At 64.5% G+C, this 12,768-nt stretch carries 12 protein-coding genes; 10 read left to right on the top strand and 2 right to left on the bottom strand.

Annotated features, from left to right (window positions below):
• Positions 1-123 precede the first annotated feature (123 nt).
• Positions 124-828 carry a PepSY domain-containing protein gene (locus ATE70_RS20380; RefSeq protein WP_011542692.1) on the top strand — a complete coding sequence of 235 codons (705 nt, stop codon included), beginning with the start codon at positions 124-126 and terminating at the stop codon, positions 826-828.
• The gene (locus ATE70_RS20375) at positions 825-1,559 is read left to right on the top strand and encodes a PepSY domain-containing protein (RefSeq protein ID WP_037553306.1); all 735 of its coding nucleotides are present in this window, start codon (positions 825-827) and stop codon (positions 1,557-1,559) included. Before ATE70_RS20380 ends, ATE70_RS20375 begins: the two co-directional genes overlap by 4 nt.
• Positions 1,560-1,565: 6 nt before the next feature.
• Here the strand turns inward: ATE70_RS20375 and hutC are convergent, their stop codons facing one another.
• Both hutC and ATE70_RS24470 read right to left on the bottom strand, forming a co-directional pair.
• Positions 1,566-2,267, bottom strand: coding sequence for a histidine utilization repressor (gene hutC / locus ATE70_RS20370; RefSeq protein ID WP_052181953.1), 702 nt, complete (start codon positions 2,265-2,267; stop codon positions 1,566-1,568).
• Between the two features lie 196 nt (positions 2,268-2,463).
• A complete protein-coding gene (locus ATE70_RS24470) occupies positions 2,464-3,234 on the bottom strand; it encodes an AraC family transcriptional regulator (RefSeq protein WP_081932949.1) in 771 nt (256 codons plus the stop codon).
• A gap of 71 nt (positions 3,235-3,305) precedes the next feature.
• Between ATE70_RS24470 and ATE70_RS20360 the strand changes: the two genes are divergently transcribed.
• The 8 genes from ATE70_RS20360 to ATE70_RS20325 all read left to right on the top strand — a co-directional run bounded on the left by ATE70_RS20360 (position 3,306) and on the right by ATE70_RS20325 (position 12,762).
• The gene (locus ATE70_RS20360) at positions 3,306-4,052 is read left to right on the top strand and encodes a class I SAM-dependent methyltransferase (RefSeq protein ID WP_081932950.1); all 747 of its coding nucleotides are present in this window, start codon (positions 3,306-3,308) and stop codon (positions 4,050-4,052) included.
• Positions 3,994-4,923: an alpha/beta fold hydrolase gene (locus ATE70_RS20355; protein ID WP_197411521.1), complete on the top strand. Its 930-nt coding sequence runs from the start codon at positions 3,994-3,996 to the stop codon at positions 4,921-4,923. Before ATE70_RS20360 ends, ATE70_RS20355 begins: the two co-directional genes overlap by 59 nt.
• Positions 4,924-5,160: 237 nt before the next feature.
• Complete coding sequence (locus ATE70_RS20350) at positions 5,161-6,354, top strand: hypothetical protein (RefSeq protein WP_037553308.1); 1,194 nt, start codon at positions 5,161-5,163, stop codon at positions 6,352-6,354.
• A 121-nt stretch (positions 6,355-6,475) separates the two neighbouring features.
• Positions 6,476-8,593: a ParB/RepB/Spo0J family partition protein gene (locus tag ATE70_RS20345; protein WP_037553309.1), complete on the top strand. Its 2,118-nt coding sequence runs from the start codon at positions 6,476-6,478 to the stop codon at positions 8,591-8,593.
• Between the two features lie 189 nt (positions 8,594-8,782).
• Positions 8,783-9,817 (top strand): DUF7146 domain-containing protein, encoded by a 1,035-nt coding sequence (locus ATE70_RS20340; protein ID WP_037553310.1) that lies wholly within the window; start codon positions 8,783-8,785, stop codon positions 9,815-9,817.
• 317 nt (positions 9,818-10,134) lie between these two features.
• On the top strand, positions 10,135-11,067 hold the full coding sequence (locus tag ATE70_RS20335; RefSeq protein WP_037553311.1) for a DUF2493 domain-containing protein: 933 nt from the start codon (positions 10,135-10,137) through the stop codon (positions 11,065-11,067).
• 251 nt (positions 11,068-11,318) lie between these two features.
• Entirely contained in the window at positions 11,319-12,053 is a 735-nt protein-coding gene (locus tag ATE70_RS20330; protein ID WP_052181956.1) for a helix-turn-helix transcriptional regulator, read from the top strand.
• Between the two features lie 91 nt (positions 12,054-12,144).
• Positions 12,145-12,762 (top strand): acyl-homoserine-lactone synthase, encoded by a 618-nt coding sequence (locus ATE70_RS20325; protein WP_052181957.1) that lies wholly within the window; start codon positions 12,145-12,147, stop codon positions 12,760-12,762.
• Positions 12,763-12,768: the final 6 nt, after the last annotated feature.

The raw sequence follows: 12,768 nt of genomic DNA, 5'->3' as shown, positions 1-12,768 counted from the left end.
TTTCGATCGCAAGGCGCCCTATATCCAGAGCTTCACCGATGCGAACACCGACACGATGACCTATGACCTGCTCGGACGGCGTTTCTACGTCGGCTTCCGCACCGCGTTCTGAGGGTAATCGATATGGCGATCCGTTGGCCGCTGCTCGTCCGGCGAACGCATAAATGGCTGGCCTTGGTGGTCGGCGTCCAGGCGCTGCTCTGGACGCTGACCGGCTTCTACATGGTGGTCGTGCATATCGACACCATCCATGGCGACCATCTCGTGCGCGCGCCGATGGTTCAGCCCTTCGACCTCGCGGGCCTCGCGCCGCCGTCGCGGATCGTTGCGGCCGCGCCCGGTGCGTCCGAGGTTCGCTTGCAGCGGTTCTTCGATCGCCCCGTCTGGCGCGCTGAAACTCCCGAAGGGGCGCGGCTGTTCGATGCCCGCTCGGGTGCGCCGCTGCCTGCGCTTACCGAGTCCCAGGTCCGCGAGCAGGCGCGGCGCATCTACACCGGCGACGGCAAGATCGTGTCGGTGCGGCTGTTGACCGAAGCGCCACAGGAAATGCAGTCGCGCAAGCCGCCCTATTGGCAGGTCGAGTTCGAGGGCTGGAACCGCCCGACGCTCTATCTGTCGCCGACGACCGGTGAGCTTATCTCGCGCCGGCACGCATTGTGGCGCGTGTTCGACTTCGCGTGGATGCTCCACATCATGGACTATGATGAGCGGACCGACGTCAACAACCCGTTGCTCCGCGTCGCGACCTGGAGCGTCTTCGCGATGGCGATCAGCGGGGCGTGGTTGCTGATCTGGTCCTTCAAACGCCGCAAGAGGAAGCAGGCATGAAACGCATCCGACTGACGCCGCTCTTCTTCCGGCGCATCCACAAATGGGTCGGGCTGATCCTGGGTCTCCAGTTCCTGCTCTGGGCGCTCAGCGGATCGGTGATGGCGCTGCTCGACAAGGATAAGGTCGGCGGGCACGGCGGCGGGATGTCGCATGCGCATCCACTGCCACCGGGGGAATATTTCGACGTGGCGGCCCTGCCGCGCGGCGAACCTGTCACGGGCGTGATCCTTCGCGATCTCGGAACCCGGCCGGTCTATGAAGTGCGCTCCGCAAAAGGCGTCCGTCTCGTCGACGCGACAAGCGGCGAGCACATCCGGGTCGACGAGGCCATGGCGCGCGAAGTCGCCTCCATGATGAACGAGGCGCCGATCCGAGAGGTGAGCGTAATCGCCAAGCCGAACCTCGAATCGCGCGATCATGAGGGGGCGATGTGGCGCGTCGATTTCGCGGACGACGAGAACAGCAGCGCCTATGTCTCGCTCGATACCGCCCGCTTTCTCGTGATGCGCGGCGATACCTGGCGCACATGGGACTTCTTCTGGATGCTCCACAATATGGACTATATCAACCGGTCGAGCTTCAACCACCCGCTGATCATCTTCGTCGCCTTCGGTGTACTATGGCTGTCGGGAACCGGCTTCTACCTGCTGTTCAAAAGCTTCAGCAAAGCCGACTTCCGTTGGCTGCGCCGGCGCCGCAAGCCGGTCGTGGTCACCCGCACCGGCTGACCGGCCTCAATCGTCGATCGAAAAGGCGGCTGACAGCTCGAAGCGTGTTCCGGGGTGTGTCAGCCAGGCATGCGACACAAGGCGCGAGCGGCTCCAAGTCCGGCGCGTCATCTGGAGCACCGGTTCGCCGTCGGACAATCCCAGCATGCCGCGCATCCGCTCGTCGGGCATCGTCGAGCAAACGCGATGCTCGACCCGTTCGAGCGGTGCAATGCGCGTCAGATATTCATTTGGTGTCATCCGCGTGAAGTCGAGCGTGCCATAGTCGGGGGCGATCGACGCGAGAACGAACCTCTCTTCTATCTGTATCGGAAATTCGGCTTCGTGATGGACGATGATCGAATGGAACAATTTCGTGCCCACGGACACCTCGAGCAGCGGCGCCGTCTCTACATTGGCGCGCTCTTCGCGGTTCTGGATCACGCGGGCGCGGTACGCATGACCGCGCTCCCGGATTTCCTCGGCGATGTTGCGGATTTCAATCATCTGGCCGATCGGCTTTGGCTCTGCGATGAACGATCCGCTGCCGGCGCGCCGCACGACGACGCCCGCCGCCTGCAACTCGCGTAGAGCGCGGTTCGCGGTCATCCGCGAAACGTCGAACTGCTGAACCAGCTCCGCTTCCGACGGCACCCGGTCTCCTGGGTTGAGGCGGCCGTCCCGCACTGCATCGCAAATGCTTTGCTTGATGGCGACGTACCGGGGCATCACCTCGCCTCCCGTCTCTTCGGGCGGCCGGGTTGCCTCGCGGGGCCGAGATTCTGAAGCGGGGGATTTTCGAGTGAGCGAAGGGTTCATAAGTCGTCTATACAACTTCGCCGACTCCCAGCTAGGTAAAACAGAATGTCACGCGCCGATTGCGCAAAAACTTGCGCGCCAAGCCACTCTCGGTGAGAGCGGGAGACTAATTGTCTCGATTCCGCTTGCGATCGGGAAAGTAGCGTGCCGGCGTTACACCGGTCAGTTCGCGAAACGAGCGGATAAAGTTACTCGCCGTCCCAAAACCGAGTTCGAGCGCGATCGATGTGACCGCCTCGCCCTGCGCCAGCCGCAAGAGCGCGGCCTTGAGCCGAATCTGGTTCCGAAACGCGGTAAAGCCTGTTCCGGTATCGCGTTGGAACAGCCGCGCAAGGCTTCGGCTCGAGATATGGAGTTGCTCCGACCAGGCTTCGAGGCTCCTCCGGTCGCCGGGATTGCGATCGAGTGCCGCGGCGATTTGCGCGATACGGGGCGCTGTGACCGACGGGATCGTCAGGGCAGGCGATATTTTCAACGCCATCTCGTCGGCGAAGAGGAAGGCCAGATGCCGCTGACGCGCCCCTGCGCCCGTGCCTGCGGCCGCAAAAATGATCTCGCGCATCAAGGGGCTCACGGAAGTTAGCCCGGCTTCTTTCGGCAGCCTCCGTAGAATGCTGCCGAAACAATATATGCTGTACATCTCGAAACCGCCCGAGGTCTCGACGCGATGCTCATGGTCCGCGGGCAGCCAAACGCCCTGCTGGGGCGGAACGACCCATTGTCCCTCACGGGTGTGCAATATCATGACCCCCCTGCTCGGGTATATCAGTTGGACTACTGGGTGCCGGTGCCACTCCCCGATGCTTCGTGCATGGAATGTGGCTCGTTCCACCTCGATCGAGACCGAAGGAGCATTCTTGTCGGATAGTGAATTCATTATGTCCTGATATCATCTATCGGACATAGTCTCCAACGCTCAGCATCGTCTTCGCAATCGACGGAGACCTTATGCGCCTACCCATGATGATCCAGTCCACGAAGCGTTCGTCCGCCGCCCGTCCCCATGGGGAATATAAGCGCCAATTGCTCGACGAAATTGTCGCTCTCAAGCCGGCAACCTTACTCGACGTCGGATGCGGCACGGGCGATCTTCTCGTCGCAGCGCGCGAAGCGGGCATCGCCCGCACTGTCGGGATCGAGCCGGAAACCCAAGCTTGCGTCCGCGCGCGATCCCGGGGTTTGGACGTCATTTCATGTCGTGCCGAAGCGCTGCCATTCGAAGACCGCAGTTTCGACGTCGTGACGCTCGATTATGTCGCACATCATACGGAGAATTTGCCGAGAGCATTGCGCGAGGCGTCGCGCGTCGCGCGCTGCGCCGTGCTCATCCTGGATTGCTGGTTCGACGACACCCTTGCTTCCCAGCGCGTCGCACGACGCTATGACAACTGGCTGAAGAGGCGCGACCGCAAGAGCGGATATGTGCACAACGCCTGCCCCACGGCGATCGAACTAATCTCTATGTTTGCAGCCGAAGAATTTTCGATCGACTATTTTTGCCGCCTTATCCTTTCGCCGCTCGACGTCGCCGAAGTCGAACGATCGGCCCGCGGTCTCCTGGAAAATGACGACGACCCGATCGGGAGGCTGGAACTGGAGGGCATTCTAGACGATGCCCGCCGCGACGGAATAAGCGATGATGGCTGCATCGTCGCTCGCTTTCTTCGCGACGGCGAAGCTGCAGACACCGCCTAGGCCCGAGAATGAAGGAGAGGCGATCATGTCGAGGCAAGCGGCTCTGGCCGAGATCCGGTTTCTGGGCGATGATCGATGTGAGTTGTCTGCCTGGGTGTCGGCGGCGGCTCCAGGGATCGAGAATCCAACGCCGATCCTGCTATGCCACGGTGGCGGACCCGATCACGCAATGTTCCTGCCCCTGATCGAGACAATCCCGGACGAATATGCGGTAATACTTCCCGATGTGCGCGGCTATGGCCGATCGCGATGTCGCGACACGGCGCGCCACACTTGGGCCCAATATGTATCCGATGCAGTCGCGTTGCTTGACGCCCTTGGTTTCTCGCGCGCCATCATCGGAGGCGCCGGACTTGGATCGACGATAGCACTCCGCTTCGCGGTGGATCTTCCGACCTATGTTCTGGCTGTCATCGCGATCGGGATCGAGGATATCGAGGACGATAAGGCAAAGGAGGCTGAAATCCGGATGATGGAGGCGTTCGCCTTGCGAGTACAGCGTGACGGCATTCTGGCCGGATGGGAGCCCCTCTTGCCGCATCTATCTCCGATCATCGGCGCGATGGTTTGCGAGGCGATCCCGCGTTCCGATGCGGAGAGCATTGCCGCGGCTGCGGCGATCGGTCGCGACCGATCCTTTAAAGATCCCGAAGAGCTTGCCGTCATTTCCGTTCCGGTCATCTTGTTCGCGGGTGACGACGCGAGACACCCGCAGTCGCTGGCCGAAGAGCTTGCGAGCATCATTCCCCGTGGCCGATTGGCGGCGGCTTCGCTGTCATCGAACGTGAAAACAAGCCGCGATTTCGGTCGGTTCATCGCGCCCGCTCTTCTCGACTTTATTGCCGAAGTTCGAGCCGCACCCACAGGATGATCGCAGCCTCTACGATCTGACCGACGGATAACCGCCGAAGCAGGCCCATCCAGCCGGACCTGGCGCGCACCCGATTGCGATAGCAGCAAGCGGTCTCGGCCGGCACCTGCGTCGGTGGTGCGATGTCCCGCCGCGAAGCGCGGCCCCCTTCGGCGGCCGCAGAGGGAGAGGAGAGAGGGGCCAGGTGACGGGTTGAAACCGGGAGAGAGTCTTCCGGACCCGTCGCGGAGACACGCCATGACACTTCTACCCAGCACCCTCGCCCGCGATTCGTCCCCGGGCTACAAGGTCGATATCTCGCGAGGCCGGCGCATCGGCCGCGTCTCGTCCGAATGGTTCTCCCGGCCCGACGACGAGCGCTACCTGTCGCTCTCCGACCTTTATGATGCAGTGCGCGCGCGGGCCGAGACCGCGACTGCGCGGACTGTCGAAACCCGCGCCATTCGCGTCATCGCCGCGCCCGACGAACCCGAGCGACTGAGCCTGCTCCTTCCCGACCGCGAAGCGCCGGTTGCACCCACGCACTGGTCTTTCGGGCAAATGTGCAGTCTCGTCGGGGCGCCGTCGGCCTATCTGCGCCAGCTTCCCGCCGCATTGGCGGGCATCAACATGCAGCACGGTCTGCTCGCGCATCGCGGGGAATTGGTGAAGACGCTCGAGACCGGCGACGGGCGCACCGAGCTGCGTGCCGTGACCGGCCCCGATTATGGCCGCATCTGGGATCATGAGCTTGTCGCCGCGGTCATGAAGATCGCGGGCAATGGCACTGGCGACACGCGGTGGAAGGTGCCGGGGCTCCTCGACTGGTCGACGATGCGCCACAATCCCTTCGTCGAGGTCATGAAAGATACGACGACGCTCTACGCCAGCGACCGCGACGTCTTCCTCTTCCTTGTCGACGACGCCAATCCGATCGAGGCCGGTCGTCTGCCCAACGGCGATCCCGACCTCTTCTTCCGCGGCTTCTACTGCTGGAACAGCGAGGTCGGGTCGAAAGCCCTCGGCATGGCGACCTTCTATCTTCGCGCCGTCTGCATGAACCGGAACATCTGGGGCGCCGAGGGCTTCGAAGAGATCAGCATCCGGCACAGCAAGTTCGCGGCCGGTCGCTTCGCGCAGGAAGCGGCGCCCGCGCTCGAACGCTTCGCCTCTTCCTCGCCGGTCTCCTTTATGAACGGCATCAAGGCCGCTCGGGCCGCGATCGTCGCGCGCGACGATGACGATCGGCAGACCTTCCTGCGCAAACGCGGCTTCTCGAAGGGCGAGAGCGAGCGGATCATCCGCAGCGTGCTGCAGGAAGAGGGGCACCCGCCCGCATCGATCTTCGACTTCGTGCAGGGGATCACCGCGCTGGCCCGCGAGCGTCCGCATCAGGATGGACGGCTCGAGCTGGAAGCCAAGGGTGCCAAGCTTCTGGCCTCGGTCCACTGAGCAAATCTCGCGTTCGCCGGCGGCGTGGTCCTTTCCCTTCAGAGGGAGAGGGCTGCGCCGGAGCCATGACGGGCTGAGAGCCGGGAGAGAGTCTCGCGGCGGCCTGTCATGGAGAAGCATCATGACGAAACAGGCAAAAATCACCCTCAGCGGCGCGCGGGAAATTCCCTTCAGCGCGCTCGTGCTGAGCCAGGCCAATGTGCGGCGCGTGAAGGCCGGGGTGTCGATCGACAGCCTTGCCGCGGACATCGCGCGGCGCGGCCTCCTCCAGAGCCTGACTGTTCGCGCCCAGCGCGACGAGGCGGGCCAGGAAACCGGTCGCTTCGAAGTCCCGGCCGGCGGTCGCCGCTTCCGCGCGCTCCAGATGCTGGTGAAACAGCGGCGCCTGGCGAAGACCGAGCCCGTGCCCTGCATCGTCCGCGAGGATGATGCCGTGTCGGCCGAAGAGGATTCGCTCGCCGAAAATGTCCATCGCGAACCGCTGCATCCGCTCGACCAGTTCCGGTCGATGCAGAAGCTCGTCGAACAGGGCACCGACATCGAAACGATCGCGGCGACCTTCATGGTCACGCCCGCGGTCGTGAAACAGCGCCTCAAGCTCGCCGAGGTCTCGCCCAAGCTCCACGACATCTACGCCGATGACGGCATGACGCTCGAACAGCTGATGTCCTTTTCGGTGTCGAGCGATCACGCGCGGCAGGAACAGGTCTGGGATATGCTCGCCTCGAGCCACACCCAGCAGCCCTGGTATATCCGCGCGCGGCTGACCGAGGACAAGGTTCGGGCATCGGACAAGCGCGTCCAGTTCGTCACCCTCGACGCCTATCGCGAGGCAGGCGGACATATTCTTCGCGATCTCTTCGAAAGCGATGACGGCGGCTGGCTCGAGGACGTCGCGCTGCTCGACCGGCTGCAGGCCGAGAAGTTCGAAGCCGAGGTTGCGCGTGTCGCGGCGGAAGGCTGGAAGTGGATCGAGACGGCGGTCGACTTCCCCTATGGCCACACCTTCGGCCACCGCCCGCTCGATGGCGTGGCGGCCGAGACGAGCGCCGACGATGAGGCGCGGATCGAAGCGCTGCGCGAGGAAGCCGACCGGCTCGAAGACGAATGGGCGGGCGCCGAGGACATCCCCGATGAAATCAGTGCCCGGATCGATGCGATCGACGAGGAGATCGCGCCGCTCGTCTCGAAGCCGCTGATCTACGACCCGGAGGAAGTGGCGATCGCCGGCACCTTCGTGAGCATCGATGTCGACGGGTCGCTGCATATCGAACGCGGCTTCGTTCGTCCCGAGGACGAGCCGCAAGAGCCCGTTGACGAGGAAGCTGCGGGCGGCGAGGAAGCGGCCGGCGGCGTGATCGGCGACGAAATGCAGGAAGATGCGGTCGGCGCGACATCTCCGGAAGAAGGCGGCACCGGCGAGGGCGAAGATCCGGATGATCTCGTCCGCCCGCTTCCGGACAAGCTCGTGACCGACCTCACCGCGCACCGCACCCTTGCGCTGCGCGACGCGCTGGCCGCAAGCCCGCTGGTGGCGTTTGCGGCGATGCTCCACGCCATCGTTCTCGAATGCTTCTACACCTATGCCTCCTCGGCGAGTTGCGTCGGCATCGCGCTGCGCAATCATTCGATGGTCGGCTATGATGCGGGGCTCAACGATACGCCGTCCGCGCGGGCCATTCGCGAACGGCACGAAGGCTGGTCCGAGCGGCTGCCCGATGCGACCGCCGATCTGTGGGACGTGCTTGCCGGTCTCGACGCTGATGACCAGGCAGCACTGTTCGCGCACTGCGTCTCCTTCGGCGTCAATGCGGTGTGGGAGCCGGCGACCCGCTATAATGAAGGCCGGGTGTCGGCCCGCGCGGTGGCGAGCCGGATCGACCATTCGCACATCCTCGCGCGGGCGTCGGGCCTCGACATGGTCCAGGCGGGCTGGGTTGCTACCACGGCCAATTACCTCGGACGGGTGACCAAGCCGGGGATCCTCGATGCCGTCGAAGAGGCTTGCGGGGCCGAAGCGGCGGCGCGGATTGCGGGACTGAAGAAGCCCGAGATGGCGAGCGCCGCCGAGGACCTGCTCAAAGGCACCGGCTGGCTTGCACATCCGCTGCGCACGCCCGTCATCGACGAGCCCGACGGTGATGGGGAGCTGGCTGCGGCCAATGACGATGGCCCTGCAATCGAAGCGGGCCATGACGAGCTGGGCGACGACGACATCGAAGCGATTGCCGCCGAATAACGCCACCGACTATCATTCGGGGAGTTCGGCGCTGTGCCGGGCTCCCCATTTTTTCGCTGGCCCTTGAAATCAGGACGCTCCGCGCGAACATCGGAGGTGTCCGGCAGGGGCTGCCAGACCGCCGCATGCCTTCCTGACCCGCTCCACCGGGCGGGATCGCGCGCAGCCTGTCTTGTGAAGGAGGCCCCCATGTCGAGTCCTGCAGCCGAGGTCGCGCGACGCCTCGCCGACGATGCCGAGGCGGTTTGCCGCCGATATCTCTCCCATGGACGCCGCGAGGGACATTATTGGATGGTCGGTGACGTCCGTAATTCGCCGGGCCGCAGCCTTTACGTTCGCCTTTCTGGCACCGCCGACGGTCTTCGGTCCGCTGGCAAATGGACCGATGCCGCCAGCGGCGATCATGGCGATCTTCTCGATGTCATCGCCGCGAGCTGCGGCCATACATCCTTCCGCGACACGCTCGACGAGGCGCGCCGCTTTCTGAGCCTGCCTGCCGTCATGCCCGGCGACCGAAATCCGGCTCCGCGTAAAGCACCGCGCGGCACCCCCGAGGCCGCCCGCAGGCTATGGGCCGGATCGAAGCCGCTCAGCGGCACCCTTGCCCGCGCCTATCTGTCTGCCCGCGCGATCGGCGACCTTCGCGATGCCGAATGGCTTCGTTTCCATCCCCATTGCTTCTATCATCCATCCGAGGACGACGCCCCCGATGTCCGCCGGGCATGGCCCGCCCTGATCGCGGCGATCACTGACGAGGCGGGCAATGTCACCGGAGTCCATCGCACCTGGCTCGACTCGGCCGCCTGCGACAAGGCGCCGGTTGCCTATCCGCGGCGCGCCATGGGCCAATTGCTCGGTCATGGCGTTCGGTTCGGCACGTCGGCTGCGGTCATGGCGGCGGGCGAAGGCATCGAAACCATCCTGTCTTTGCGTCAGATCACACCAGCCCTGCCGATGATCGCCGCCCTTTCGGCGGCCCATCTGGGAGCGTTGACCTTCCCGCGCGGACTGCAGCGACTGTATGTCGCGCGTGACGACGACCCGGCGGGTGCGGCCGCCTTCGGGACGCTTTGCGACCGAGCCCGGCCGCTCGGCATCGAGGTCATCGCGCTCGAAGCGGATCGCGGCGACTTCAATGCCGATCTCATGACACTCGGCCGACAGCGAATGATCGGCTCGCTTCGATCCCAGCTCCGGACTGCGGATCGTTCACTCCTGCTCTGACGCCTCAGCATCGGCCGGAAGGAGGGCGGGCGAGGGATGGACCGGTGCTGATGCAGCACCACGGGGTGGCCGCGCTCCGGCCTTCGCAAGAGGGCGACTGCGGCGAACCGTACCGGGCCCGCAATGGCGGGCGGGCGGCTATTTTCCGCCGGGGCGCGCGGCGCCCCTTTGCATCGCGAAACAAAATAGCCTTCGCCCGCCATCCTCCGCCTTCGGCTTCGGCCGCGGCCGGGGCCGCGGTGCAGTTCGGTACGGCGCGCCGCGAGGGGTCGCCGCGAAGGCCGCGCGAGCGCGGCAAAACCCGACTGGAGACGATCATGTTGAGCCCCACCGAACCCGCCGACGATCCTGCCGAAGCCGGCGCCACCCATCTCCTCCTTCAGGAGATGCAACTCTTCGGACATCGCCCCTTCGAAGACGAACCCGACCCGCGCCCGCTGCCCGATGCCCGCCTGGCGGCCGGCGCTGTCGCCGACATATTCGATGCCCTTGTCGGCTGTCTCGACGATACGCGGATCGAGCCCGATCTCGAAGAGCTCCTCTGGAACGTCGTCAACCTCTTCCACCGCGCGGGGGAGCGGGTCGAACGCAGCCTCGACGACAATGAACAGGCGCAACGCCGAGCCCAGCGCGAACAGGACGGGAGCGAGATCCGGTCGGTCGAGCTCGAACGCCTCGTGCAGCAGGGGATCAGCCTGATCGAACGGCGCGATGCGATGGAATTCTTCCGCGAAAGCGCCGCCGAACAATTTCGGACCCACTGCCGCAAGGCCTGGTCACCGCGCACCGGATCGCGCGCGCATCACCGGTCGATGACCGCGGCGATGATCGACAGCCGTGACTTTCTCGACGCGCGGTTGCGCCAGAAAGCGGCTGCACTTCTTCCCGAGGGCACGCGCATCCTGTTCACCGGCGGCGCTGATGTCGACGATCATAGGGCGATCTGGGATGCTCTCGATCGCGCACGCGACCGCCATCCCGATATGATCCTGCTCCATGGGGCAACGCCGACGGGGGCCGAACGCATCGCCGCCTGCTGGGCCGAAACCCGCAAGGTGACGCAGGTGGCCTTCCGTCCCGACTGGAGCCGGCATGGCAAGTCCGCGCCGTTCAAGCGCAACGACCGGATGCTCGAAGCACTGCCGGTCGGGGTCATCATCTTCCCCGGCACCGGCATCCAGGACAATCTCGCCGACAAGGCTGCGAAGATCGGCCTTCCGGTCTGGGATTTTCGCAAGCGGGGCCGATGACAGCCGTCGGGCATTCGGACGCTTTCGGCAAAATGGCCCCAATCTGGTTCTATCTCCCGAATATAATTGAAATATATTCGTAACATCCGCAAATTTACATCATTGTAGATCGCTATGACCAGCGGCGATCACCCGTCGCCGGCGGGACGGCCCATTGAGAGGGCACCGCTCGCAGGCCATGACGAGGAGCAGGGACGGTCGGCCGACTTGGCGACGACTGCCGTCCGCTGCCATGGGTCGCAATGCCGACGATGGACGCTGCGCATGCTTTTGCGCTCGACGTCACGCGGGTGAAGGATGCGGCGGGTCTGGCCGATCTGCTGGCGGAGGCCTGCGCGCGCATGGGCTGTTCCTGGTTCGCGCTGAGCCACCATGTCGATTTCCTCGCGGCTCCCGACAGGGGTGTTCGCGTCCACAACTATCCCGAGGATTGGGCCCGCTGGTTTGACGAGCGCGGCCTAGGGCTTACCGATCCGGTGCATCGCGCCAGTCACCGCAGTCTCGAGGGTTTCTTCTGGCGCAACATGAAGCCGCTTTCGGGCGAACGCCCCGAGGACGAACTGGTTCTCAGTGAGGCGCAGCGGCACGGAATAGGAGACGGGCTTACCATACCGGCGCATATTCCTGGCGAGGCGCATGGTTCGGTGTCCTTCGCCTGGACGCCGGGGATCGCCGCGAATGATATGGCGCTCCTCTTTGCCCGAATGATCGGTGGGCCAGCCTTCGAAGCCGCGCGGCTGCTCGCCAATCCCGAACTCGCGCAGGTCGGGCCGCGGCTGACGGACCGCCAGCGCGAATGTCTGATCTTGTCCGCCAAAGGCAACAGTGCCCCGAAGGTTGGACGCATCCTCGATCTCAGTCCCGACACGGTTCGCGAGCATCTTCGCAACGCGCGGCAGCGTTACGACGCGAATGGTGGGATCACGCTGACGGTGCGCGCGCTTTATGCCGGCGACCTCAGCTACGAGGATATCGCCAAGCGCTGAACTTTTTTCGCCGACACCCCCCGATCGTGCTATGGTGGAGTGGCAAAAAGCCGTTCAATTGGATGGTCTCTTTCGAAAAGGAGACACATCCATGCTTTCGGTAATCGACCATTCCAACCGCGCGCACGAGCATCAATTGCTCCGCGCGATGTTCGAGGCGCGTAAGCGCGTCTTCATCGATCTTCTGAAATGGGACCTGCCGGTGCTCGCCGACCGGTTCGAGATCGATCATTTCGACGATCCCCATGCGACCTATCTGATCGTCGGCGATCAGGAGGGCGGGCATCTCGCCTCGGCGCGCCTCCTTCCCACCACGCGCCCGGCTCTTCTCGATGGTCTCTTCCCCGGCCTCGTCGACGGCATCCCGCCGTCCGGCCCCGACATCTTCGAGATCACGCGCTTCTGCCTGTCGCCGGGGATCGGTGCGCGCCAGCGCCGCACCGCGCGCGACACGCTTCTTGTCGGGCTGGTAGACTATGCGCTCGCCAACGGCATCCGCTCCTACACCGGCGTCGCAGAGCTCGACTGGTTCGCTCAGATCCGGACCTTTGGCTGGGACTGCAAGGCGCTCGGCGAAGCCGGCATTTACGACGGCCGCGCGCTGACCTCGCTGCGGATCGAGATCGACGCCGACACCCCCGCAAGGCTCAAGTCGGCGGGGATTGTTTCGGGCAGCGCTGCGACGCCGGTCGCGGCCAATGCAGCGTGAAAGGAG

It is taken from the genome of Sphingopyxis sp. H053, from assembly GCF_001468225.1.
GTDB lineage: Bacteria > Pseudomonadota > Alphaproteobacteria > Sphingomonadales > Sphingomonadaceae > Sphingopyxis.
The sequence above is the reverse complement of the archived record's forward strand: the minus strand, read 5'-3'. Positions and strand labels throughout refer to the sequence as shown.

What these genes read in the sequence shown, in the direction of transcription:
- ATE70_RS20355 (WP_197411521.1), top strand. Translation starts at nt 3,994, where the DNA reads ATGATGGCTGCATCGTCGCTCGCTTTCTTCGCGACGGCGAAGCTGCAG.
- ATE70_RS20375 (WP_037553306.1), top strand. Translation starts at nt 825, where the DNA reads ATGAAACGCATCCGACTGACGCCGCTCTTCTTCCGGCGCATCCACAAA.
- ATE70_RS20380 (WP_011542692.1), top strand. Translation starts at nt 124, where the DNA reads ATGGCGATCCGTTGGCCGCTGCTCGTCCGGCGAACGCATAAATGGCTG.
- hutC (WP_052181953.1), bottom strand. Translation starts at nt 2,267, where the DNA reads ATGCCCCGGTACGTCGCCATCAAGCAAAGCATTTGCGATGCAGTGCGG.
- ATE70_RS20345 (WP_037553309.1), top strand. Translation starts at nt 6,476, where the DNA reads ATGACGAAACAGGCAAAAATCACCCTCAGCGGCGCGCGGGAAATTCCC.
- ATE70_RS20335 (WP_037553311.1), top strand. Translation starts at nt 10,135, where the DNA reads ATGTTGAGCCCCACCGAACCCGCCGACGATCCTGCCGAAGCCGGCGCC.
- ATE70_RS20360 (WP_081932950.1), top strand. Translation starts at nt 3,306, where the DNA reads ATGCGCCTACCCATGATGATCCAGTCCACGAAGCGTTCGTCCGCCGCC.
- ATE70_RS20325 (WP_052181957.1), top strand. Translation starts at nt 12,145, where the DNA reads ATGCTTTCGGTAATCGACCATTCCAACCGCGCGCACGAGCATCAATTG.
- ATE70_RS20330 (WP_052181956.1), top strand. Translation starts at nt 11,319, where the DNA reads ATGGACGCTGCGCATGCTTTTGCGCTCGACGTCACGCGGGTGAAGGAT.
- ATE70_RS20340 (WP_037553310.1), top strand. Translation starts at nt 8,783, where the DNA reads ATGTCGAGTCCTGCAGCCGAGGTCGCGCGACGCCTCGCCGACGATGCC.
- ATE70_RS20350 (WP_037553308.1), top strand. Translation starts at nt 5,161, where the DNA reads ATGACACTTCTACCCAGCACCCTCGCCCGCGATTCGTCCCCGGGCTAC.
- ATE70_RS24470 (WP_081932949.1), bottom strand. Translation starts at nt 3,234, where the DNA reads ATGAATTCACTATCCGACAAGAATGCTCCTTCGGTCTCGATCGAGGTG.